General features: G+C 61.0%; 15 protein-coding genes, 1 tRNA gene, 1 pseudogene and 1 CRISPR repeat array. Of the genes and pseudogenes, 12 read left to right on the top strand and 5 right to left on the bottom strand.

The window, feature by feature from the left end; genetic code table 11:
* Together NW822_RS11115 and NW822_RS11110 are read left to right on the top strand one after the other, a co-directional pair.
* The coding region (locus tag NW822_RS11115; RefSeq protein ID WP_414404478.1) for an RNA-guided endonuclease InsQ/TnpB family protein at positions 1 to 843 on the top strand (843 nt) is incomplete at its 5' end.
* Positions 844 to 1,178: 335 nt separating this feature from the next.
* A complete protein-coding gene (locus tag NW822_RS11110) occupies positions 1,179 to 2,162 on the top strand; it encodes a glycosyltransferase family 2 protein (RefSeq protein ID WP_414361837.1) in 984 nt (327 codons plus the stop codon).
* On the opposite strand, the gene NW822_RS11105 is transcribed toward NW822_RS11110, so the two are convergent.
* Positions 2,117 to 2,959, bottom strand: a complete 843-nt coding sequence (locus NW822_RS11105; RefSeq protein WP_414404477.1) for an inositol monophosphatase family protein — start codon at positions 2,957 to 2,959, stop codon at positions 2,117 to 2,119. The genes NW822_RS11110 and NW822_RS11105 overlap by 46 nt on opposite strands.
* A 90-nt stretch (positions 2,960 to 3,049) precedes the next feature.
* On the opposite strand from NW822_RS11105, the gene NW822_RS11100 reads away from it, so the two are divergent.
* From NW822_RS11100 to cbiB, 3 genes and pseudogenes are all read left to right on the top strand, one after another.
* Entirely contained in the window at positions 3,050 to 4,897 is a 1,848-nt protein-coding gene (locus tag NW822_RS11100) for a protein kinase domain-containing protein (RefSeq protein ID WP_414404476.1), read from the top strand.
* A 13-nt stretch (positions 4,898 to 4,910) separates the two neighbouring features.
* Positions 4,911 to 5,354 carry an RrF2 family transcriptional regulator gene (locus tag NW822_RS11095; protein WP_414362060.1) on the top strand — a complete coding sequence of 148 codons (444 nt, stop codon included), beginning with the start codon at positions 4,911 to 4,913 and terminating at the stop codon, positions 5,352 to 5,354.
* 11 nt (positions 5,355 to 5,365) lie between these two features.
* Positions 5,366 to 6,214 (top strand): annotated as a pseudogene (gene cbiB, locus NW822_RS11090) (adenosylcobinamide-phosphate synthase CbiB); the annotation flags it as partial.
* Here the strand turns inward: cbiB and NW822_RS11085 are convergent.
* Positions 6,207 to 9,050 (bottom strand): CBS domain-containing protein, encoded by a 2,844-nt coding sequence (locus tag NW822_RS11085; RefSeq protein WP_414404475.1) that lies wholly within the window; start codon positions 9,048 to 9,050, stop codon positions 6,207 to 6,209. The pseudogene cbiB and the gene NW822_RS11085 sit on opposite strands and share 8 nt — an antisense overlap.
* An 82-nt stretch (positions 9,051 to 9,132) precedes the next feature.
* The gene (frr, locus tag NW822_RS11080) at positions 9,133 to 9,681 is read right to left on the bottom strand and encodes a ribosome recycling factor (RefSeq protein WP_414361827.1); all 549 of its coding nucleotides are present in this window, start codon (positions 9,679 to 9,681) and stop codon (positions 9,133 to 9,135) included.
* Positions 9,682 to 9,849: 168 nt separating this feature from the next.
* Here frr and NW822_RS11075 point away from each other — a divergent pair, with 168 nt between their 5' ends.
* The 6 genes from NW822_RS11075 to NW822_RS11050 all read left to right on the top strand — a co-directional run bounded on the left by NW822_RS11075 (position 9,850) and on the right by NW822_RS11050 (position 18,010).
* Entirely contained in the window at positions 9,850 to 10,692 is an 843-nt protein-coding gene (locus tag NW822_RS11075) for a PD-(D/E)XK nuclease family protein (protein WP_414404474.1), read from the top strand.
* 75 nt (positions 10,693 to 10,767) lie between these two features.
* Positions 10,768 to 11,892: an ABC transporter ATP-binding protein gene (locus NW822_RS11070; RefSeq protein WP_414404473.1), complete on the top strand. Its 1,125-nt coding sequence runs from the start codon at positions 10,768 to 10,770 to the stop codon at positions 11,890 to 11,892.
* Complete coding sequence (locus tag NW822_RS11065) at positions 11,886 to 12,824, top strand: ABC transporter permease (protein ID WP_414404472.1); 939 nt, start codon at positions 11,886 to 11,888, stop codon at positions 12,822 to 12,824. The genes NW822_RS11070 and NW822_RS11065 overlap by 7 nt, the downstream gene beginning before the upstream one ends.
* A gap of 97 nt (positions 12,825 to 12,921) precedes the next feature.
* Positions 12,922 to 14,487, top strand: a complete 1,566-nt coding sequence (crtH, locus tag NW822_RS11060; protein ID WP_414404471.1) for a carotenoid isomerase — start codon at positions 12,922 to 12,924, stop codon at positions 14,485 to 14,487.
* A gap of 56 nt (positions 14,488 to 14,543) precedes the next feature.
* Positions 14,544 to 15,632: a CRISPR direct-repeat array (repeat unit 36 nt; unit sequence GTTTCCAATTTCTAGGGATCCCCCCGAAGGGGGAAC).
* A gap of 280 nt (positions 15,633 to 15,912) precedes the next feature.
* On the top strand, positions 15,913 to 17,883 hold the full coding sequence (locus tag NW822_RS11055; protein ID WP_414404470.1) for a tetratricopeptide repeat protein: 1,971 nt from the start codon (positions 15,913 to 15,915) through the stop codon (positions 17,881 to 17,883).
* A 43-nt stretch (positions 17,884 to 17,926) separates the two neighbouring features.
* Positions 17,927 to 18,010: transfer RNA gene (locus tag NW822_RS11050), tRNA-Leu, on the top strand.
* A gap of 5 nt (positions 18,011 to 18,015) precedes the next feature.
* Here NW822_RS11050 and NW822_RS11045 read toward each other — a convergent pair.
* Complete coding sequence (locus NW822_RS11045) at positions 18,016 to 20,073, bottom strand: glycosyltransferase 61 family protein (RefSeq protein ID WP_414404469.1); 2,058 nt, start codon at positions 20,071 to 20,073, stop codon at positions 18,016 to 18,018.
* A gap of 313 nt (positions 20,074 to 20,386) precedes the next feature.
* On the opposite strand from NW822_RS11045, the gene NW822_RS11040 reads away from it, so the two are divergent.
* Positions 20,387 to 23,086 (top strand): phycobilisome rod-core linker polypeptide, encoded by a 2,700-nt coding sequence (locus NW822_RS11040; RefSeq protein WP_414362991.1) that lies wholly within the window; start codon positions 20,387 to 20,389, stop codon positions 23,084 to 23,086.
* A gap of 36 nt (positions 23,087 to 23,122) precedes the next feature.
* Here NW822_RS11040 and ruvB read toward each other — a convergent pair whose 3' ends face one another.
* A complete protein-coding gene (gene ruvB, locus NW822_RS11035; RefSeq protein WP_414404468.1) occupies positions 23,123 to 24,181 on the bottom strand; it encodes a Holliday junction branch migration DNA helicase RuvB in 1,059 nt (352 codons plus the stop codon).
* Positions 24,182 to 24,333: the final 152 nt, after the last annotated feature.

Raw genomic sequence — 24,333 nt, 5'->3', positions numbered from 1 at the left:
AGCAAAAAGCCTAAGTTTAAGCCAATCAAGCGGTATTCTGGCTGGACATATCCTAGCGCTACGGGGTGGAAGGTAAATACTCATGGTAAGCACGGCACCGTTACTCTCAGGGACTTGGGCATTACCCTGAGGATGCGAGGCAAAGCCAGTCGCGTTAGCGGGACGGAGTCCTTGGACTGGGGGAAGCCTACCACACTAACTATTGTCTACAAGCCAACTTTACGGCAGTGGTATGCTTCCTTCACTGTAGAGGTGGAAGTACCTCGGTCTAAGTTTGGTTCCCAATCAGACTTGAAGTATGAGTCCATCGTTGCCTACGATTTGGGTACCGAGACCGCCATAACCCTGTACGACGGGAGTGAGTTCTATGAGGTTGCTAATCCTCGGTTTAGGCAGAGGAGTGAGGAGAAAATTCGCAAGGTCGCCAAGCTCAAACGACGAAAGCGTGCACCCAGGAAGGGAGTGAAGGCTTCTAGGAGATGGAAGAAAATCAACCGGCTAGAGGCTAAGCTCAAAGCCAAAGTTGCCCGTCAGCGTAAAGACTGGCAACACAAGGTTACCTCAGAGATTGCCCGTCGTTATGACAAAGGACTCCGTCCCGCTAACGCGAGCGGGGTAACGGAAAAGCTCGACGTTAAGGGCATGACCCGTCAAGCTAAGGGTAAAGGGAAGAAGCGCAAGGCCGGACTAAACAAGTCTATTTTGTCGGTGGGGTTTGGGGCGTTGAACCAAATGCTGACCTACAAAATTGAGCAGAAAGGTGGTCTGGTCTTGTTTCTTCCCACGCAAACCCTTAAGCCGTCTCAGCGCTGTCCGTTCGCGTCAGCGGGACGGAGTCCTTAGTGCGGTGCTGTTCACAAGGAGTGGGCAGACCTGAGTAACCGTTACCATGTCTGCCCTGCCTGTGGTTTTGCGATAGAGAGGGACAGGGGGACGGTGATGGTTTTCTACAACGTTGCTACTAATCAGCAACCGGGGTTGGGAACCAGCCTCGTGAGTCTTGGATGCTTCAGCTCTACTTTACAGACCCGGTACACGGGATCCATGGAGCAACTGGGGCAGAGGAAGAGACAAAAATCTCGCCGTCAAGCGGATGGGGAAACCCCACCCGCCTACGCGGTGGGGTAGTTCATAAGCCTCTAAAACGCTACCATTGGCTGCAGCGCTAGGGATCCTCGGTGTACATCAGCGTCATCATTCCCACCTACAACCGCCTTCCCATCCTGCAGCAGTGTTTGCGGGCCTTGGCCCAACAGCAGCCTGGCCCCTACGACGGCTACGAGGTGGTGGTAGTGGATGACGGCTCCACCGATGGAACGGTGGAATGGCTGCGGAGCCAGCCCCCGGGCTTGCCGCCGCTGAAACTCTTGTGCCAAGAGCACCGTGGCCCTGCCGCCGCTCGCAACCTGGGGTTTCGCCATGCCCAGGGATCTATCATTGTCTTTATCGACAGTGACCTTGTGGTGGTGGATCACTTCCTGGCCGCCCATGCCCGGATGCTGCGGCAGCACGGCGTAACGGGCGATCCCAAGGCCCCGCAGGAGGCCAAAGTCTTTACCTACGGGCGGGTAATTAACACCTGCAACTTCCAGGATCCTCGCTCCGAGCCTTTCAAGCCCACTGACTTTTCCGCCGCTTTTTTTGCCACCGGCAATGTGGCTATCGCCCGCCACTGGCTGGAGCAGGCTTGTGAAACCCCCGCCGGCCCCTTTGACGAGCGGTTCCACCTCTACGGCTGGGAAGACCTGGAGCTGGGGGTACGGCTCAAGCGCCTGGGCTTGCGCTTGGTCAGGTGCCCCCAGGCCACCGGCTACCACTGGCACCCCCCCTTTGAGCTGCAGCAACTCCCGGCCCTCATTGAGCGGGAACGACAGCGGGGCCGCATGGGGATCCTTTTCTACCAAAAGCACCCCACCTGGGCGGTGCGGTTCATGATCCAGCTAACACCCCTGCACCAAATCCTCTGGGGCTTGCTGTCGCTAGGGGGTTGGTTGAACGAAAAGCGACTAGAACCCCTGCTGCGCTGGCTAATCCAGCGGGGGCGCTCTCAACTGGCCCTGGAGCTGTGTCGGGTTTTCTTCCTCAACTGGTACAACGTGCAAGCAGTTTATGCGGCCTACAGGCAGATAAAGCTGCGAAACAGCGGCACCCACTTTGCCTGAGCTACCAAGAGCGTCGGATAGGCCAGCTGGCCATAGTCCTTGCCCCCCCTCAAAGGCTGGCCGGGATCTGGGTCAGTAGGGCCAAGAGGCTCCCACACTGCGCCCGCCCCTTTGGCAATAGCCCACACTGCCGCCACATCCCAGATCTTCGGCGATCGCTCCACCGCCCCCAGAAGGCTGCCGCTAGCCACCGAGAGCAAGTTGTAGGCAGTACCCCCTAGCATGCGCGCCTTGCAGGGAAATTGCGGGCTAATCCAATGGCCGCTGCGGGAGCAAAAATTAAACAGTTGGTTGGGGCCGGGTGGAGCAAGGCTGGGGCGGATGGGTTGAGGACAAGCAGGATCCCGGTCGTGGCGGGCTAGGAAAGCCCCGGCTGGGGCATCCCCGGGAAACTGGGGCCAGTAGCCGTAAAAAGTCTGACGGATAGGCGGCAAATGGACACAGCCAAACACGGGCAGGCCCCAGTGCAACAACGCCAGCGAGCTACCCCAGATGGGGATCCCGTGGGCAAAATTGGTGGTGCCATCTAGGGGATCCACCACCCAGCACCACTCTTTCTCGGGGAAGATGTGGTTTGACTCCTCGCTCAAGTAGCCGTGATCTGGGTAGGCGGCGGCAATTGCCTCCTGAAAGGTTTGATCAGCCCAGTGGTCGGAAGCGGTCACTAAGCTGCCGTCTGCCTTTTCCCTGGAGCACACCTGGCCAAAGTCGGCCAAGAGCTGAGTTCCCACCCGTGCGGTTAGCTGGAGGGCAAACTCAGTTACCTCGCGCCAAAAGGGGGAGAAAGAAGGATCCATGCTCCAATCCTAGCGGCAGCCTAAGTCCAAGACCAGCGCCCAGCCGACTAGAATCGCTGATGAGTCGGCTGCAGCTGGCCTTCCTCCTCCATGAACCAGCAACTGATTGGACAACTCATCGGCAACCGCTACCGGCTACTCCGACACCTCAGCGAAGGGGGGTATGGCCATGTGTTCGAGGCAGTGGATACCCAGCTTGGCAACGAAGTGGTGGCTGTCAAGTTGCTGCGCCCGCCACCGCCGGGCATGGCGCCGGAGTACTACCAACACCTGCAGCAGCGCTTCCTGGCCGAGGCGAGGGTAAGCGCTCTCTTGGGGGAGCACCCCAACATTGTGCAGGTGCGCTCCTACGGCCTGTACCAAAACCAGCCCTACCTGGTGATGGAGTACCTCAACGCCAAACCCTACACTGGCCAGGGCTTGGACCAGGTGCTGGCGCAAGAGGGCCCTTTACCTCCTGAGCGAGTGGTGAACTTGGCTTTGCAAATTTGTTCAGCCTTGCACCATGCCCACAACTTCTACATGGATCTGGGCAAACACTCAATCTGCGGCGTGATCCACCGTGACATCAAGCCTAGCAACATCTTCGTGCAAAAAGGGCCCGATGGCAAAGAGCGGGTCAAGCTCCTGGACTTTGGCATTTCCAAGCTCCTGGGGGAGTCCTCCCGCGGCCTAACCCAAACAGGGTATTTTCTGGGCACGATGGCCTATGCTTCCCCAGAGCAAATGCGAGGGGAAAAACTGGATGCTCGCTCCGACATCTACTCCTTGGGGGTGGTGCTGTACGAGTTACTCACTGGCAAGCTTCCCTTCGAGCCTGCTACCGATACCTTGCAGGGCTGGTACCACGTCCACAACTTTCAACCGCCCCGTCCCCTTCGCGACCACCCGCTACCCTACCCTCTCCCCGAGGCGCTGGAAAAGGTGGTGCTCCGCTGCTTGGAGAAAGACCCTGCCCTTCGCCCGGCCACCGTGGAAGAGCTGGCCCAAGAGCTCCAGGCCGTCTACGGGAACAAGAGCCCGTCTCCCCAACAGGCTACTTCTAGCCTAGAGGCGGAGGAGGAAAAGCTGCGGCAAGCCGTGCGTTGGATTGAGGCAGGCGAGTACAAGAAGGCTGTCCACCTTCTCAACGACCTCATCCAGGGGGCTCCCAACGAAGCCCGCTACTATCTCTACCGCGGCCTGGCTCACCAGCGGCAGGGCCATTGGGGTCTTGCCCAGATGGACTATCAGGGGGTGCTGCGGCTGGAACCGGGCAATCCTGCGGCAGAACAGGGGCTACGCGAGGTCGAGCAACAGCTTGCTCAGGAACACCCCAAACCTCCCCTGCCTCCTGCAGCTTCACCTCAGCTGGGCAAAGGGCTGGCCTTGGCTTGGCTGTTGGCCAATGGGGCAGCGGCTGGCAGCGGCTACCTAGGGTTGGCGGCTTTGGCCCCGCTGCTGGTTACTTTGGGATCCCTCCAAGGGGTGGTGGTTGGAGCCGGCCTCGGCCTAATCATGGGACTGCTGCAGTGGGCAGTGTTGCGGCGACGAGTCTCCTGGCAGTGGGTGCTAGCGACGCTGCTGGCCACAGCTCTCGGTTGGCTGGCGGCGGATCTCCTCCCTCTGCAGGGGGGGAGGGCAATCCCCGTCTTTGATCCAAGCGATCCCTGGCTCCAGAGGGCCCTGCTAGCGATGGCCAATCCCTGGCGCGGCTTGTTGGTAGGTCTTGGCGTGGGTGGGCTGCAAGGGATCCTGCTGACTCGGCAGGGGAAAGTGGACTGGGCCTGGCTCTTGGCAGCAGGGGCAGAAGGGGGAGGAGCGGCTCTGCTTATGGGCCTGCTGTTGGCAAGCTCGGCTTGGAACCCCTGGGGGATGCTCCTTGCGGGTCTGCTGACCTCTACTCGCCCCCTTAGCGCCCTCGTGCTTTATTGGCAAGCGGATCGAGTGGGAAAGTAGGAAGAGAGTGCCAGTGCGCCTAACGACACGAGCCACCTACAGCATCAGAGCTTTGCTGGATCTGGCGATGCTGAGCAAGGGCCAGAGGGCGTCGGTGCGGGCTATTGCCGAGCGCCAGGGGATCCCGGCCCCCTACTTGGAAAAGCTGCTCATTGAGCTACGCCAAGCCGGTTTGGTTTGCTCCCAGCGAGGGGCCCAAGGGGGCTATCGGCTGGCACGGCCGCCGCGGCGAATCCCCATTAGCGCCATCTTGGCGGCGGTGGGAGAGTCTTGGGATCCCTCAAGAGCCCCTCAAGAAAGGGCCAGCGCGGCAGTAGACTGGGTAACAGTGGCCCTCTGGGAGCGGATTGCCCAGCGGGTGCAGCAAGTGTTGGAGGAAACCACGCTCGAAGATTTGTATTTCGATGCCCGCAGTTGGCAGGCAGCCCAAAACCAGGAGGGAAAGTTTGTCGTCTAAATAGCAGCAGGATGGAAGCCTGGCTGTTTTTCCCTGCTCAGCCAACTGCTCCTCTGGTGCTAGTGGCAGCTTTGGCCCTGGACTATCTGCTGGCGGATCCCTGGGGGTGGCCTCACCCCGTGCGGGTAATGGGGGCTGTTATTGCCTGGGGCCAAGGCTGCATTCTCCAGCACTGTTCAACTCCTCTAGCCCAGCGCTGGGGCGGGGCAATTCTTACCGTGGCGCTGCTGGCGGGCTCCTACGCAGCGGGCTGGGGTCTCATTGCCATTGCCCACACTCTCCACCCCTGGGCAGGGATCCTAATGCAGGCCATCCTGATGGCCAGTTGCTTGGGGGGGCGCAGCCTGCGCTTTGCTGCCTTGGAAGTGTTGGATCTCTTGGAAAAAGGGGATCTGGTGCAGGCCCGCCAACGCCTTAGCCGCTATGTAGGTCGGGATACAGAGCACCTGACGGAGCCAGAGATTTTGCGGGCGGTGATCGAGACAGTGGCGGAAAATACCCCTGATGGGGCGACGGCCCCCTTGTTCTATGCCTTTCTGGGGGGAGCACCCTTGGCGTTGGCTTACAAGGCCAGTAGTACACTGGACTCAATGGTGGGCTATCGCCATGCCCCCTTTACCTACCTGGGCACGGTGCCGGCCCGCTGCGAGGACGTGTTAACCTGGCTGCCCTGCCGGCTAACGGTACTGACGCTAGCGCTGCTGAGCGGGGATCCCTGGAGGTTTTGGCAGCGCTGTCGCCGCGACGGGCAGGCAGATCCCAGCCCCAATTCAGGGTGGAGCGAGGCAGCCTTTGCCTGGCGGCTGCAGATTCAGTTGGGAGGAACCAATCGCTACCGCGGCATTCCCAAGGTTAAGCCAAAGGTGGGGATCCCAGCTCGCCCTTTGAGCCGCCAGGTAGTGCAGGAGAGCCTGCAGCTACTGCGGCAGGTTCTGGGAGTGTGGAGTGGCTTAATGGTGAGTCTGGCCCTTCTCTGCCGGTTTTGAGGCTGCCAGCAGGTGGCGGCAAGGGGTAGTGTTCCCGCAGCCAGGCTTCTGCCTCAATAGGAGTGGTGAGCTCGCCATTGAGGGTAAGGTAGCGTAGGCAATCCAAAATCTCTTGAAACAGGGGGCCCGGCTTATAGCCCAGCCGGCGCAAATCGTGGCCGTTGAGGGGCGGCTTCACCCAGTGCCACTCCTGCAGGTAGCGCCAGATCAGCCGCCGCGCTGGCTTGTCGGCAAGCCCCGCCAACAGGATCACCTCCGGGATACGCAGCCGCTGCAGCAGCTGCACCACCTGGGCTGGGGAGAGGGATCCGCTTGCCAGTTGCGCTAGCAAGGCTTGGTAGGAGGGGAAATGGCTGAGGCGTTCGATGCCCGCTTGGGTGAGGTGGAGCTGGCTTGCCACCTGAGGCGCTTGGGGCAGGGCCAGAAGCAGAGCTTCCAGGCGCAGTTGCCAGATTTCCTGGGATCCCAACTCGGGGTAGCGGCGGCGGAAGTGATAGGCCCAGCGGCCAACCCGCTGCAGCCGCTGGCACAGGGAAGGCTCCCAGGTTAGATCGGGGTGAATGCAGCGCAGGGCTCCCCACGCCGAGAGCCGCTCAAAGGCCATGGGCCAGTCTTGGGAGCGGAGGATGTAGGCCAGCTCCTGCTTGAGGCGCTCCCCGCCAACGGCATCGTGGAGGCCGCTGGCTACAGCAGCGCGGATCCACTCTTCAGTGGTCGGATCCAGCGTAAAGCCCAGGTGCACAGCAAAGCGCACCGCCCGGTAGATGCGGGTGGGATCCTCAATGAAGCTGTTGGGGTGGAGAGCGCGGATGATCCCCTGCTGCAGATCCGCTTGCCCGCCGAAAAAATCCAGCAACTGACCCCGCTGGGGGCCGTTGAGGCGCAGGGCCAGGGCATTGATGGAAAAATCCCGCCGGTAGAGATCTTGCTGGATGGATCCCATGGCCACCTCAGGTGGCGAAGCCGGGTAGGGGTAAAACTCCGTGCGGGCACTGGCAATATCGACACAAAAGCCCCCTGGCCAGATCAGGGCTGCTGTTTGGAACTTGCCGTGGATCTCCAACCGCGCCTCGGGGAAGTGCTGCTTGAGGGCCTTCCCCAGGATCAACCCCCAGCCCGGCGGATCCGTACCATCGGCGGCCAAGGGGTAAGGCCCGTCCACCACCAAGTCCAGATCTAGCCGCTCCAGGCGAGAGGGAGGCTGCCGTCCCCACTGGTGCAGCAGTAGATCCCGCACCGCTCCCCCCACCAGATACAGCCGCAGACCCTTTTCGTCGGCAAGGCGGGCAGCTTCCTCTAGCAACTGGCGGTGCCGCGGCGAGAGAGCAGCAAAGGTGAGATCCAGAGGACAGGAGAAGGCAGGAACAGCTAGGCGAGGCGAGAGGGCCGGCAACTGGTGCAGGTGCCGCAACACGTCGGTGCGGGTTACGATCCCTACCAACTGGCCCTCCTGGAGCACCGGCAGCCGGCCAATGTCCCACTGCACCATCAGCCGCTGGATCTCCGCCAGCGGAGTGTCAGGGGAGAGGGTCTTGACATCCGTGGTCATGTAGCCCTTGACAGGGGCATGGCCAAAGCCGTGGTGCAGGGCAATGTCAATGTCCCGCCGTGAGATCACCCCCACCAGGCGGCCCTGGCCGTCCACCACCACCAGGCCAGAGTGGCCATAGCGCAGCAGCACCCGCTGCGCCTCCTGAATGGTAACCTCGGGCCGAATGGTGCGCACCGGTGAGGACATCAAATCCTTAGCCGTCACCGGCGGCGGGATCCGCTCTTTAACTGCCTGGCTAAGGTCGGCCAGCACCTGGGCTGGGTCGGGCAAGGGCTGGTCTGGGGAGGCTTTTAGGGTAGCTGCTGCCGCGCAGTCGTGGCCTCCGCCGCCGTAGCGGGCCATCACCTGACCCAGTTGGGCAAACTCCTGCCGCGCCCGTCCAATGAGGCTGAGCCGCTCCCCCTGCCGCGCCACCAAGAGCAGCACATCCACCCCTGTCAGCTCCATCAGCCGCATCACCAGGCCGGCCAAGCCGGGCACAAACTCCGGCAGCTCTAGGAGCCATGTTCCCAGGCGGTACTCCCCCACCTCCTCCACCTGCATCTGGGCCAACCCCTGACTCAGCAGCTCCTGCATCAAGGGGGTAAGGCCATCCCCCAAGAAGCGCCGCAACAACACCAGGTTTACCCCCTGCTGCAACAGCCAGGTGAGGGCCGCAGCGTCGCGGGCCGTGGTTTCCGGGAAGGTCAGGGATCCCGTGTCCATGTGGATGCCCAAAGCCAGGGCCAGCCGCTCAAAGGGGCTGAGGCGGATCCCAGCCGCCTGTAGCCGCTCCACTAGGAGGGTACAGGTGGATCCCACGGCCTCAATGTGAGCGCTAACTTGCTGCTGGGGCCACAGCTCCTCCAGCGGGGTAGCCGGCAGGTGGTGGTCAAAGATCTCAATCTTCGCCCCAGGAACGCCCAGCCAGGCAGCAGCCTTACCGAGGCGATCCGGGTCGTAACAATCCACCAGAATCCAGCGCTGGACCTGCTGGGGATCCACCGAGCGCAGCTCGATGAGGGGAAACTCGTCCCGGTAGAGGGCCAAGAACTCCTGCACCCCTGGCAGGGATCCGCCGGTCAAGGCAATACGAGCACCCGGATAGAGCCGAGCTGCGCCCACCGCCGCCCCCAGGGTGTCAAAATCTGCCGCTTGATGACACAGGATAAGATTCATGCTACAAGCCCGCCCTCTCCCTCCCTCCTGATCGAAGCCAAACTCTGGCTATAGGGATCGAGGGAAAGCGCTGCTGCAAGTCCTAGAGCGTGGTTAGTTCCTTTTCTTTCTCTGCCAGCAGCTCGTCAATCTTCTTGACATAGCGGTCGGTCAATTTTTGGATCTCTTCTTGGCGACTCTTGGACTCGTCTTCGGAGATCTCGCCGTTTTTCTCCTGCTTGCGCACCGCGTCAATGGCGTCGCGGCGAATGTTGCGAATAGAAACCCGGCCCTCTTCGGCCAGCTTGGCCACCTGTTTGCTTAGCTCCTTGCGCCGCTCTTCCGTTAGCGGGGGGAGAGTGAGGCGTATCACCTTGCCGTCGTTGCTAGGCGTCAGGCCCAGGTCAGAGGCAAGGATGGCCCGCTCAATTGCCGCCAGGGTCGAGGGATCAAAAGGCTGGATCAAGAGAGTGCTGGCATCTGGAGTGGTAATGCTGGCTAGCGCCTTCAGGGGAGTGGGAACGCCGTAGTACTCTACTTGAACGCGATCCAGCAGGCTGGCATTGGCCCGCCCGGTGCGCACCGTGTTAAAGGAGCGCTGGGTGGCCTGCACTGCTTTGTTCATCAACTCCTCGATCTCAGCTAGCTCCACGGCCCTTTCCTCGCTCTCAAGACGGTTGGCAAAGGCTCAGGCGCTAGTGGCACAAAACCTAGCGCCAGCCTGAGTTTAATTCTATCCCTTTCTAGAGGCCATTCCTTGTCCTGGCAGCTGACTCAATTGCAGTCCCATAGAATGGCCATAACCTCCTTGTCTTGACCAATGTCCGGGATCCCTTCCGCTCTTTGCTCGCTGAGGCTGGGGCTTGAGCAGGTCAACCTCTCGGCTTCGGCTCTATCGCTATTGGACTACTGCCCCCGCTTGTTTTGCTACGTGTACCTAGAGCGGCTCCTCTGGCCTGCAGCCAATGCCTTTGAGCACGAAGCAGAACAACGGCGAGGGCAGCAGTTCCACCGCCTGGTGGAGTGGTACAGCCGCGGGCGGCAGGTGGAGCCGCGCTTGTCTGGTTTGGACGAGACAGTACGCCAGTGGTGGCAGGTGTTCTTGGCCAGTCCTCATGCCCATCCGCAGGGGCGGGTGTTGGCCGAATTGCCCCTCTGGCAGCGCATAGAGGGGTTTAACCTCACTGCCCGCCTGGATCGGCTGGTGATTGCCCCGGGATCCCTGCAGATTGTGGATTGGAAGACGGAGCGGCAGCGCCCCCCCGACGAACAGTTGGCCCAGGACTGGCAGGTGCGCCTCTACCCGCTGCTGCTGTGTGGGGTGGCCGATCAACTGCCCCTGGAAGTCCCCTTCCAGCCGGAGCAGGTGCAACTGACCTTTTGGTATGTGCAACACCCGCAGCAGCCTTTTCAGCTGCGCTACAGCGCCGCCGCCTACAAGCGGGATCTGGCCCACCTCAAAGCCACCCTGGCCCGTCTGCGGCAACTGGAGGCGCAGGACTTTCCCGGGATCCCCTACGGTGAACGCTGTGCCAGTTGTCTGTTTTGCTCCCGCTGCCACGGGCTCATGCCGCAAGGGATCCCTGCCCAGGACCTCACCGATTGGGTCTGGGGGGCCCAGGAGCAAGCAGGGGAAGAAACGCCGGAGGCGGAATGGCTGTAGGGCGCCCGCCTGCCCACCCCCCTGCACCGCAAACCTGCATACTGGGTTAAGGGTAGTGCAAGGCTGTTAACGGCGATGGCAGGCATCAGTGCTGGCCTTTCCCAGAATCCTGACTGGGATGTGGAGCTCAAGGGGATTCGCAAGCGCTTTGGCAACTTCGTGGCTCTCGATGGCATCACCTTGCAGATTCGGCGAGGCGAGTTTTTTGGCCTATTGGGCCCCTCTGGCTGCGGCAAGACCACTTTGCTACGCATCATCGCTGGCCTGGAAATGGCCGATGCTGGCGAGGTAGTGATCCGCGGGCGCCCCGTAAGCCACCTGCCCGCCCACAAGCGCAATGTCAACACCGTGTTTCAGAGCTATGCCCTTTTTCCCTTTATGACGGTGGAGGAAAACGTTGCCTTCGGCCTGCGCATGCGGGGGGTGCGAGGGGAGGCCCTGCACAAGCGGGTGGCCGCTGCCCTGGAATTGGTGGAGATCGGGGATCTGGCCAAGCGCAAGCCCCAGGAACTCTCCGGGGGGCAGCAGCAGCGGGTGGCCCTGGCCCGCGCCTTGGTCAATGAGCCGGAGGTGCTGCTATTGGATGAGCCGCTCTCGGCGTTGGATGCTAAGTTGCGCAAGCAGCTTCAGGTGCAGTTGTGCGAATTGCAGCGCCGCCTGGGCATGACGTTTATTTTCGTTACCCACGACCAGGAGGAGGCCTTGGTCACCAGCGACCGGGTGGCGGTGATGCGGGCCGGACGCATTGAGCAAGTCGGCCCCATTGACGAGGTGTACGAGCGGCCGGCAACGGCCTTTGTGGCGGACTTTCTGGGAGCCAGCAACCTTATCCAAGGGATCGCCTGTGGCACGGACTGTGTCGATACCCCCCTGGGCAAACTCAAGGTCCTGGGGGTCACGGCCAGCCGGGAACCGGTACAGTTGGTCATTCGCCCGGAAAAGATCCGCCTTTCCCGGAAGGGCTGGGATCCTCTGTTGCCCAACCAGGTGCCTGTGCGAGTGGAAAACCTCATCTACACCGGAGCAGAAAACCACTACCTGTTGCGGACGGTCAGCGGCCAGCAGCTCAAAGCCATCACCCTCAACGCTGACATCGAAGACTTGGATTTTGCCATCGGGGAGAGCCTGGTGGCCCATCTCCCTCCCAAGAACTTGGTGCGGCTGCGGCCAGATCCCGGCCAGGAGGAGCTGCGATGCTAGAGCAACCCGCTGCTCCCAAAGAGGGGCTCCGAATCCGCGCTGGGGAGCTGCTCACCCCCTGGCAGGAGTTGCTGCACAGCCTGATCTTTGCCGGGCCGGGGGTGCTGTGGGTGGTGGTGTTTTTGGTGCTGCCGGGACTGCTGCTCTTGGCCTGCAGCTTTCTCAGCCGCGGCGAGTTTGGCCAGATAGGCCTGCCCCTGACGCTGGCCAACTACCTGCGCATTCTCGGCTATGGCCCCCTGGGCTGGACGCCCATCTACTGGCAGATCCTGGGTCGCAGCCTGGTGGTGGCGGCCGTCACCACCTTCTTTTGTGTGCTCCTGGCCTATCCCCTGGCTTTCTTTATTGCCGCCCACCCGCCCCGGCAGCGGGATCTCCTGCTGACCCTGGTGGTGGTGCCCTTTTGGATTAACCTCGTGATTCGCACCTACGCCTGGATGGTGGTGTTGGCGCCAGAAGGGTGGCTGGCCCGCCTGGCCGCCTGGCTGGGCTGGATCCCACCGCAGACAGCTCTCTACCCCAGTTGGCTGGCCGTGTACCTGGGCATGGTCTACACCTTTTTGCCCTACATGGTCTTGCCCCTCTACACCGCAGTGGAGCGCATTGACTGGCGCCTGGCGGAGGCAGCCCGGGATCTCTACGCCAACGACTGGCAGGTCTTCCTGTGGGTGCTTTTTCCCCAAACGCTGCCGGGCTTGGCGACGGGCTTGATTTTGGTGGCCATCCCAGCGCTGGGTATGTTCGTGGTACCGGACTTGCTGGGGGGCAGCAAGACCCTGTTAATTGGCAATGTCATCCAGATGCAGTTTGGCGCCAGCCTGGACTACCCCTTTGGAGCGGCCCTTAGCTTTTTGGTTACCGGGCTGAGTCTGGGGTTAATCTACGCCTACAGCCGCTATGCTGGCAGCCGCGGCCTCAAAGACCTGCTCTGAATCGTTGCGAGCTCCAAGGGATTGCCCAAGTGCCCTGCGCCGCTTGCTGGCAAGCTCTGCTAGGTTGAGATACTGGCGTTGCACTAGTAAGGATCCCTTGACCCAAACGCTCTCTTCTCGACCTCAGGCTACAGCCACTCCCGCTTCTCCCTCTTCTGTTTGGGATGTCATTGTCATCGGCGCTGGGATCGGCGGGCTGGTGGCGGCCACCCAGTTGGCGGCCAAAGGCTACCAGGTGTTGGTGCTGGAAAAATACCTCATCCCTGGTGGCAGCGCTGGCTACTTTGAGCGCCCGGATCCCAACGGCAACGGGATCTACCGCTTTGATGTCGGGGCTTCCATGATCTTTGGCCTGGGCACTCAAGGTACCACCAACTTGCTCACCCGCGCCCTGGCTGCTGTGGGCCAGTCTTTGGAATCCATCCCCGACCCGGTGCAGATTGCCTACCACCTGCCCCAGGGGCTTAGCCCGCGTGTGCACCGGGACTACGAGCAGTTTTTGCAGGAGCTAGCCAGCTATTTCCCTCAAGAAGCGGGCAGCATCCGCCGCTTCTACGACAGCTTCTGGCCTATCTTCAACAGCCTCAACGCCATGGAGCTCCTCTCTTTGGAGGAGTGGGGCTATCTCTGGCGCTCTTTTGTCGGTAACCCCCGCGCCTGCCTGACCTTGGCCCGCTACTTGCCGGTGAATGTGGGCCAGGTGGCGCGGCGCTACCTCCGCAATCCGGCGCTGCGGCGCTTTGTGGATATGGAGTGCTACTGCTGGTCGGTGGTGCCGGCAGATCGCACGCCCATGATCAACGCCGGCATGGTGTTTTGTGATCGCCACTACGGCGGCGTCAACTACCCCAAGGGAGGGGTGGGGCAGATTGCCCAGAAGTTGGCCCAAGGCCTAGAGGCCTGTGGGGGGCAAATCCGCTACGGGGCGCCGGTGCGGCGGATTTTGGAAGAACGGGGCCGCGCCGTGGGCGTTGAGCTCTCCAGGGGGGAAAAGCTCTTTGCCCGCAAGATCATCTCCAATGCCACCCGCTGGGATACCTTTGAGCGCCTCTGGCCGGGATCCCTGCCGGCGGCGGAGCGGCACTGGCAGGGCCGCTATCAGCAATCCTCCAGTTTCTTAAGCTTGCACCTGGGGGTGCGGGCTGAGGCTCTGGCTGGCGAGCGCTACTGTCACCACATTCTTCTAGAAGATTGGCAAGACCTGGAGGCGGAGCAGGGCACGATCTTCGTCTCCATCCCCACCCTCTTGGATCCGGAGCTGGCCCCGCCGGGCCGCCACATCGTCCACGCTTTTACCCCCAGTTGGATGCAGACCTGGCAGGGCTTAGGCCCGGAGCAGTACCGGCAGCAAAAACAAGCGGCAGCCAAACGCCTTATCCGCCGCCTGGAGGCCCTCTGGCCAGAGCTGGGATCCCACATTGAGCTGCTGGAGGTGGGCACTCCCCGCACCCACCGCCGCTTCTTGGGCCGTGTTAACGGCACCTACGGCCCCATCCCTCGCGGCACTCCCTGGGGCCTCTTGGGCATGCCCTTCAACCGCACCGCCATTCCCAACCTCTACTGCGTGGGCGATAGCACCTTCCCCGGTCAAGGCCTCAACGCCGTCGCCTTCTCCGGGTTTGCCTGCGCCCACCGGGTAGCTGTAGACCTTTCCAATTCCTAGGGATCCCTCCAAGAAGTAGCCCCCGCCAACGCGGGGGCTTTTGTTTGTTGCTCTTAGTTTCCACTCTCTAGGGATCCCCCCGAAGGGGGAACTTGTTTATATTGGCCCACCCGGTGAAAAAGCAAAAGCAACGTTTCCAATTTCTAGGGATCCCCCCGAAGGGGGAACAAGGGGAGGACTGTGACGGTGGGTATGGACGTCACGGTGTTTCCAATTTCTAGGGATCCCCCCGAAGGGGGAACAACTGGACCCAATTCGTCAACGGCACCCTGCGTTCGGAGTTTCCAATTTCTAGGGATCCCCCCGAAGGGGGAACCCCGAGCGGAAACAGCCCTACGCTAGTCAATCTTCACGTTTCCAATTTCTAGGGATCCCCCCGAAGGGGGAACGAAAAGCAACCGGTAGAGAAGCCGGGGGTTTCTTACAGTTTCCAATTTCTAGGGATCCCCCCGAAGGGGGAACGTGATAGCTGCGATCTGACTCTCTGAACCCGAGGGGCGGGGGTGTTTCCAATTTCTAGGGATCCCCCCGAAGGGGGAACCTCCGTGGTGCACCCGAGAGGGATAAGCTGCGCTTCGTATACTTGTTTCCAATTTCTAGGGATCCCCCCGAAGGGGGAACATGAGAGTGGTCAAGCGGTTAATCCGCGAGAGGGGAGTGTTTCCAATTTCTAGGGATCCCCCCGAAGGGGGAACGACGGCCGCAAGGTCCTCCTGTCGCGGGCGCCGATGAGTTTCCAATTTCTAGGGATCCCCCCGAAGGGGGAACTCCTAAAGCTTCCGAGCAAGGATACTTGGAAAGAACTACCCATGTTTCCAATTTCTAGGGATCCCCCCGAAGGGGGAACCCCCGGCCCCGGCCGCGAAGAAAGCCTCTAGCCGCCGCTAGTTTCCAATTTCTAGGGATCCCCCCGAAGGGGGAACACCGGGTTGCCCAGTGGGTCAAGACCGGCAAGATGAAGCGTTTCCAATTTCTAGGGATCCCCCCGAAGGGGAACCAGCCGGAGGACGTAGACTACATCTGGCCCGCAATGGTTTCCAATTTCTAGGGATCCCCCCGAAGGGGAACCAATCGCAGGCAGAGGGAGGAATTAGCAGCGATTTTATTTTGTTTCCAATTTCTAGGGATCCCCCCGAAGGGGAACCTCTACCCCTATTAAACCCAAGCGGGGCGAGGAATGCAAGACCCATTTGCGAGGGGGTCGGTCGAAGACGGCAAAAAAGGGCCTGGAAGAGGGGGGGCAAGAGGCCTGAAAGCCTTGTGGCGCAAGGCATCGAGCGGGTCAACGAAAGAATCGGCCTTTGCGGGATTTGGCGAGGCGCTCGCAGAGCCGCTGATACCGTTTTTGTGTGCTTTTGACAACATGAGCCTCAGGGGGCTGAAGCGCCTATAGTGGGGGAAGATCTCCAGCTTCCCTCGTTGTCGATGTCGGATCTCACCCCCACGGATAAGCTCCTGGCCGGGATCCAGGCCCAGCAGGCTGGCGACTTGCAAACTGCAGAAGCCATCTACTTAGAAATTCTGGCGGAGTTTCCGGATCAAGCCGACGCTCTCCATCTGCTGGGGACGGTGGCTCATGCCAGGGGAGAGGGGGAATGGGCGGCTGCTTTGATTGCCGAGGCCATTGCGCTCGATCCCCGCGTAGCCCTCTATCATCACAACCTGGGTGTTGTCTATGAATCTTTGGGGCAACTGGAAAAGGCGCTATCTTGCTATCGGCAGAGCCTGAGCCTCAATCCCAAGGCTTACCTTTCTGCTTTGCAAGCCGGCAAGATTCTTGTTAACCTACGCCGCCATCAAGAGGCGATCCCTTTGCTTAGCTCCTTGTTAGAAAATCCAGATCCAGCAGCAGGGATCCCTTGGGCTGAGGTGCATTTTTATCTGGGAATAGCCCATCGCGAGCAAGGGGAACACAGCGCGGCTCTGGCTCACCTGGAAAAGGCGTGGACTTTGGATCCCAATTTGGTGGTAGCTCGCTGGCTTTACCATCTCTATTTGCCCGCCCTCTATCAGGATGAGGAAGAGCTGCATAGATTTCGCTCTCGCTTTGTAGAACACCTGGATCGCCTCATTGAGGAGACGCCCTTGGACACCCAAGAGCAGCGGCGGCTTGCCTTTTTAGGGTCAAGCTGGGGAACACCCCACCATCTGCAGTACCAGGGCTGCGACGACCTGGAGCTGCAGAAAAAATACGCTCAGTTTGTGCAGCGCATCGTGAAATCTTGCTACCCCAATTGGCACTGTCTTCCCCGGCAGGCTCGGCCAGGGGATCCCATTCGCGTTGGCTTTGTCTCGGCCTCGATGCGCGCTTGCTCCTACAGCCGTCTTTCTTTAGGGTGGGTGAAGTATTTAAAGGCGAGCTCCCAGTGGCCTTTTCTGGTGTTTGCCTACCATTTGGATCCTAGAACCGACTTCATGACAGAGCAATATCGCCAGTATGCGGATGTATTTCGCCACATTCCCACTGGCTTTGAAGATGCTGCCCGCCAAATTTTGCAGGATCAGCTCGATGTTTTGGTGTATCTGGAAATTGGCCTTTCTCCCCTAATTTTGCAACTGGCATCTCTGCGGCTAGCCCCAGTGCAATGCTCCACCTGGGCCCATCCTGTAACTTCTGGACTTTCAACCATTGACTACTTTCTCTCCAGCGACCTGATGGAGCCCGAAGATGGGCAGGCTCACTACAGCGAAACCCTAGTTCGGCTGCCCCGCCTGGGTACTTGTTTTGAAAAGCCGATTTTGCCTCGCCAGAGGCGTTACCGCCAGGACTTTGGCCTGCGCCAAGACGCGGTAGTTTATCTTACCTGTCAATACCTGGGCAAGTATCTGCCCCAATATGACTATCTTTTTGCCGCCATTGCCCAGCGAGTGCCCAACGCCCAATTTGTCTTCTTGGCGTTGCCCAATGCTGCCATTGCCCAACACTTTTGGCAGCGTCTTTCCCGAACTTTCTCCGCCTATGGCCTTTCTGCAGAAGACCACTGCTTGATCTTGCCCCAACTGGATCATCAAGACTACTTGGATCTCAACCGCTGCGCCGACATTATGCTGGATTCCTACGGCTGGTCGGGCGGGATCACCACCCTGGAAGCTGTTGCTGCCGGCTTGCCTGTAGTGACCTGCCCTGGCCGGTTCCTGCGGGGCCGCCACACCTATGCCATCCTCAAAAGGATGGGCCTTGATCTCTTAATTGCCCGAGACCTTCAGCGCTACGAAGAGTTGGCCGTCCAACTGGGAACGGATCCCCAATTTCGGCAGCACATCTCCCAGCAGATCCAACAGCGCCGCGACCTGCTCTTTGAGGATCGAGACTGTGTGGCAGCCCTGGCCCATTTCTTGCACCAGGCTGTCTCCCAGAAGCTGGCATGTCATACTCTCCCTATAGAAGCCTCCTAGCCCTCCACAGCAAACAGTTTGGTAGAGTGGTACAGCTCCTCCAGGGATCGTGGCGGAATGGTAGACGCTACGGACTTAAAATCCGTTGTTCTTCAAGAACGTGAGGGTTCGAGTCCCTCCGATCCCATAGATTCAACGCAGCCCTGTCTGCTCAAGCAGGTTCAGCAAATCCGGGATCGGCACCCAGGCATCCTCCCGATCCAACTCTGGGCTAGCCAGCAGGGCCACCAGGGCCGGGCTGCAGACTGACGCCAGCAGGGGGAAATAGCTCAGCCCCGCCACCTGGGCAAGGCTCCAGAAGTAGGGGAGCACGGCATTGCGGGGGAAGATCTCAACTACAAGAGTCCCAGGTTGACAAAAGGCAAGGTTGGTCAGGCCCGCTCCGTGGATGCCAATGACTGCTTCTGCTGTTTGCATCAAGGCTATTTGCTCGGCTAGAGAAAGGGCTTCCAGTTGCACGGGCACAAATCCCCAGGGGCGCAAAGCCTCGAGAACCTCTGCCTCGTTGATGACCCGCCGCCAGCGGGCAGCCCGACGACTAATGTAGATCCTGTAGATCCGCCGCGGTAGCCCCGCCGCCTGCCCCAGAGGAGCCAGTTGCTGCAGCACTTTCCAGCCCCTGGGGGTTAGACACCCCACCGGCCCCGCCAGCGAGGGCACAATCAGGTTCTGCGCTTGCAGATGGGATCCCCCCGCCTGCTCAAAGCTAAGGAGGCGCTCTGGTGGGATCCCCAAGGCAGCTAAGCTTTGCACCTGAAAGGGCTTGCCCTGGTAGCCGTGAACCAAGAGGGGGATGTCCTTTTCGAGGACGCCGGAGCGGCGTAGGAGATCGAGGGCGGGCAGGATGTCCACCATCCAATGGAAGTAGTTGACCGCCCCCAGGGGCAAGAGGGCAACAGAGCCCTCCAGCAAAATTGGCGGCCCCAGGTGGGGTAGGTCCAAGACGGGGTGGTGCTCCAGGTGCTCTGGCTTCCAGTCCCAGTCGAGAAACTCCGGCGGCGGCAAGCTGGGGGAGACATCGCCCAGCAACTCACCCCTACGGGTAAGCACGGCGCTGGCAAAGCTGGCGTAGAGGTGGCGGGGATAGTGGCCCACGTGCACGGATCCCTGCGGAATCTGGGCGACAAAGGTCTCGGCCAAGGGGATCCGCTGCGAGCGCAGCTTTTGCCCAATGGCAGGGTCAGCCGTAGGAGGAGCTTGGAGACAGAGAACCCCTTCTGGATCCAGCACCTGGTAGCTGCCCTCGCCGGTGGCCTGGTGCCACTGCCGGGTGGTGAGGTAACCCTGGCTGGGCACTGGCAGGGGGTTGCCAGCACTGGGCGGTGGGCTCTGGCAGGCTGGGGAAGGAAGGGCTGCCTGCGCAGGGAGCCAGCGCTGCTGCCAGGCGCGGTACCGCTCCTGCCAAAGGCTGCCCGGGGATCCCTGTAGGGCCTGCTCCAGCTCCAGCCGCAGCCGACTGTCTCTGCCGCTGCCCTCACACCAGGCCTGTAGCCACTCCCGCTCGGCAGCCAGCGCCTGCCGGAACTTCTCCCAAGCCCCCTGCGGGTCATTCCGCCGCACCTGAGCCTCTACCCAGTAGCTGTAGAGCTCTGCTGTCTGGGTGCCCCGCGCCGCTGCCTCCTGAAAGCAGGCCACCGCCTGCTCCAGCTCCCCCAGATCCAGCCAAGCCAGGCCCATCTGCACCCAGGGATCCCCCCACTCTGGCCTTAGCCTCGCTGCCTCCTGGAGAGGGGAGAGGGCCTCCCGCAACCGGCCCAGCTTGAGCAGGGCCAGGCCCCAGCGCCAAAAGCTCTCCGTGGCTGTTGGATCCCGGCGGCAGGCCTCTTCAAACCACTCTGCTGCTTCTAGCCACAGTCGGCTGCGCTCCTGGACTAGGCCAAGGCGATGGGCCGCCAACGCCGCCTCTGGGGCAGCGCCACTTTCTAGCAACTGCCGATACAAAGCCGCCGCCTGCGGCCACTGCCCCCTTTCCCACAGCCCCTCAGCCAGCTCCTGCAGTCCCCTTGCCCAGCAGCGGGTAGCCTCAGCTTCGGCCACCCCTTCGGCCCCTAGGAGGGCCAGACCCTCCTGCCAGGCAAGCTGCGCCTCTAGCTCCCGCCCCAGGAGTAGGTAAGCAGCTCCCAAGCCCCAGTACAGTTCTGGCCGTTGGGATCCCTGCTCCAGCTGCTGCTGCAGCTCTTGGGCAACCAACTCGTAACAGCCCTGCTCCCAACTTGTCCGGAGAGGGTTGGGGAGCTGGGCAAGCGGGTTAGAGGCCATGGTTTTCAACAAGAAGGGGGCTGAGAACAAGTGTTACAAACTGCAACAACCTCCCCCCTCTTGGCGCATCCCCCTAGTATTCTAGGCTTGGCTTCCTCCTCAGGGATCCGGCGTCCATTCCTCCCCAGCTCCGAGAGGAACGTGGGACCGGTCTAGTTGAGTCCAGGGGTCAGCCCTTGTCCTATGATGGCATCGTCCCTGGCCCTTGTTGGCAGTTTTTCAATAAACGGAGTTTAAGAGACCGATGGGTATCAACGCATCCGGCGGCGCAGTCGTCTCCAGTCCGCGTCTTTACCAAACCCTGCCCCTCTCGACCATCTCCCAGGCGGAGCAACAGGATCGCTACCTGTCGCGCACCGAGCTGGACCGCCTCGAGGACTTTTTCTCCACTGGCCTAAAACGGCTAGAGATTGCCGAGGTCATTGCCGCCAATTCCGAAATCATTGTCAGTCGGGCAGCCAACCGCATCTTCACCGGCGGCTCCCCCATGGCCTATTTGGAGCGGCCAGAAGCCACCCAGGATGAGAAAGAAGCCTTTAAGCTAGGTACTGCCTTCTACGTGGAGTCCACGGGTGGCTTCATCGAGGCTATCCGCAACCTCTTTAGCGCCAGCGGCGTGGAGATCCCACCCAACTTCCGTCCCATTAACATCCCCCGCTACGGGGCTGCCAACATGCGCAAGTCGCTGCGGGATCTGAGCTGGTTCCTGCGCTACGTCACCTATGCCCTGGTGGCTGGGGATCCCAATATCCTTGTGGTTAACACCCGCGGCCTGCGGGAGATTATCGAAAATGCTTGCTCTGCTGAGGCCACCATTGTCGCCCTCCAGGAGATGAAGCGGGCCTCGGCCAGCTACTTCCGCAAGGATGCCGAGGCCGTGGCCATCATCAACCAGTACTTTGATGTGCTGCTCAGCGAGTTCATTGCCCCTGCTCCCTCCGACAAGCTGCGGCAGCGCAACGCCAGCACCGCCGACGGTCTGCCTCTGCAGGGACTCAAGCTGCCGCAGGTTTACAGTTTGGCAGCCGAAAAAGTGCCCGTCTTTGCCATGAAGCCGGGCCTCTCCAACGCGGAGAAAGAGGAGGTTATCAAAGCCGCCTACCGCCAGGTGTTCGAGCGGGATATCCGCCGCGCCTATGGCCTTAAGCTGGCCGACCTGGAGTCAAAGGTCAAAAACGGCGAGATCTCCATGAAGGAGTTTATCCGCCGCCTGGGCAAATCGGAGCTCTACCGCAAGCAGTTCTACGAGCCCTACATCAACAGCCGTGTGGTGGAGCTGGCCTTCCGCCACTTCCTGGGACGGGCCCCAGAAACCCGCGAGGAGGTGCAGACCTACTTTGCCATCGTCTCCAGCAAGGGGTTGGCGGGTTTAGTGGATGCCCTAGTGGATAGCCGCGAGTACAGTGACTACTTTGGCGAGGAGACGGTGCCCTACCTGCGCAAGCTGGGGGTGGAAGCCCAAACCAGCGCCAACTGGGGGCCCAAATTCGACCTTTACAACTACGCGGCTCCGCGCCGCAAGGTGCCCCAATTTATCACCCTCTTTGCCCGCTACAACCGCCCCCTGCCGGATCAGCACCCCTATGGCGTTGGCAACGACCCGCTGGAGATTCAGTTTGGTGCCATCTTCCCCAAAGAAACTCGCTCCCTCAAGGCCAGTCCCGCTCCCTTCAGCAAGGATGTCAAGCGCATTCTTATCCGGCGCGGCTTTGCCCTCACCAATGCCCGCACCAACCCCAAGGCAGTAGGGGATCCCGGCAGCCTTGGCCCCAAAGTCTTCAAGCTTACCCAAACCCCCAGCGACCGCAGCCGGCGGCTAGGGGTGCGGGCCGGCATCGTGGGCAGCGAGGGATCCACCCAGGCGGTGATCCGCGCCTGCTACCAGCAGGTGTACGGCTATGTGCCCTACGAAGGCCAACGACTCACCCGCTGGGAGATCAAGCTGGAGTCGGGCGAGATTACCGTCAAGGAGTTTGTCCGCCAACTGGCCAAGTCGGATCTCTTCCGCAACAAGTACTGGTCTAGCCTCTACGTCTGCAAAGCCATCGAGTTCATCCACCGCAAGCTGCTGGGTCGGCCCACCTACGGCCGGCAGGAGATGAACCGGTTGTTTGACATTGCCTCCAAGCAGGGCTTCTACGCCGTGGTGGACGCCATCCTCGACAGCGAGGAGTACCAGCAGGTCTTCGGGGAAGATATCGTGCCCTACGAGCGCTACCTCACCCCCGGCGGCCTGGCCCTGCGGCGGATGCGCCCTGGCTCCAGCGACATGGCCGTGGTTACTAGGCCCATCCGCACCGACGACGATATCCCCCTCTTTGTCAAGCTGGGCCAGCCCCAGGACAAGCCCTCCGGCGAGCTGGAAATCCAGCGGCGAGTCCAGCAGGGAGTGCCCAGGATTCGCCAAGAGATCCCTGTCTTCAAGCTCACCAGCCTGGCCAACAAAGCGGAGGTCAACAACCTCATCCGCGCTGCTTACCGGCAGGTCTTCGAGCGGGACATGGACATCTACAACATCAGCGCCGAGCTCAGCTCCGCCGAGTCCAAGCTGCGCAATGGTGAGATTACCGTCAAGGAGTTCATCGAGGCGCTGGGGTGCTCTGAACTGTACCGCGCTGAGTTCTACGCTCCCTACCCCAACACCAAGGTCATTGAGCTGGGCACCAAGCACTTCCTAGGCCGCGCGCCCCTCAATCAGCAGGAGATCCGCAAGTACAACCAGATCTTGGCCACCCAGGGGTTGAAGGCCTTTGTGCGGGCCCTCCTCAACACCCAGGAGTACCGGGATCTCTTTGGCGAGGACACGGTGCCCTACCGCCGCTTCCCCACCCTGCCAGCGGCCAACTTCCCCAACACCCAGGAGCTGTATGGCCGCCTGACCAAGCAAAACAAAGAGTTGGTGGTACCCAGCTTCAGACCGGTGAGGAAAGACGATCGCAGCTAGATTAGCCCCCTCCTCCTGGGGGGAGAGGGGTGAGGATTAGGCTGCGTAGCCTAGGTGCCTCAGGGCAGCAGGGGTAACTACGCGCCCGCGGGGTGTGCGCTGCAGATAGCCAATTTGCAGGAGATAGGGCTCGTACACCTCCTCGATGGTCTGGGGATCCTCGCCTGTCACGGCGGCCATGGTCTCCAAGCCCACGGGCCCTCCCCCAAACTGCTCCACCAGCACCGTCAGGAGCTTGCGATCCGTCCAATCCAAGCCCATGGGATCCACCTGGAACAACTCCAAAGCAGCAATGGCAACCTCACGACTGATGTGGCCATTGCCCCGCACCTGGGCATAGTCGCGCACTCGCTTCAGGAGGCGGTTGGCTATGCGAGGGGTGCCTCGGGAGCGGCGAGCAATCTCCTCAGCTCCTGCGCAATCAATGGAGGTGTTCAAGAGGCGAGCGCTGCGTAACACAATCTCCGCCAGTTCGTGGGGCTCATAGAAGCGCAGCCGCTGCACCTGACCAAAGCGATCCCGCAGCGGCGAAGTCAGAGCGCCAATGCGGGTGGTGGCCCCAATGAGGGTGAAGCGCTCCAAGGGAATAGAGGTGATGCGGGCAGAGCGACCTTTGCCAAGGGTAATGTCGAGGCGAAAATCCTCCATTGCCGGATAGAGCAATTCCTCAGTAACCTTGGGCAGGCGGTGGATCTCGTCGATAAACAACACATCGCCCCGCTTAAGGCGCACTAGGTAGCCAGCAATGTCGCGGGGGCTCTCCAGCGCTGGCGCCGTGGTCATGTAGAAGCGGGATCCCATCTCCGCCGCCAGCACAGCAGCCACCGTGGTTTTGCCCAAGCCGGGCGGGCCGTAGAACAGCAGGTGATCCAAAGGCTCCCCGCGAGCGCGGGCTGCCGCAATGGCAATCGAGAGCACTTCCTTCAGCTCCGTCTGGCCGATGTACTCGGCTAGGGTGCGCGGGCGGAGGGATTCTTCTTGAGCTTCGCCGGGCTGAGCTTGGGGTTGCAGCAACCTCCTTCCGGCTTTGCTTTCGTCAAGAGGCAACTCTTCTTGCTGTTGCTGCCTGGGATCCCGAGAAGAAATGATCGCCATTGGTTACCCCCAGAGGCAATGACCCAACTTCAACTTTAAGAGGTCGCAGGGGAAAAGGACTACAGCAGCCCCAAAAAAACCCCTGGCCGGGGCCAGGGGTGTAGAGGTCAACTGGGCTGGGTAGGTCTTAGCCACGAACAGCCGGCGCCACT

The organism is Synechococcus sp. H70.2 (assembly GCF_047462275.1).
Lineage (GTDB): Bacteria > Cyanobacteriota > Cyanobacteriia > Thermostichales > Thermostichaceae > Thermostichus.
This window is presented reverse-complemented; position numbering and strand designations above follow the sequence as displayed.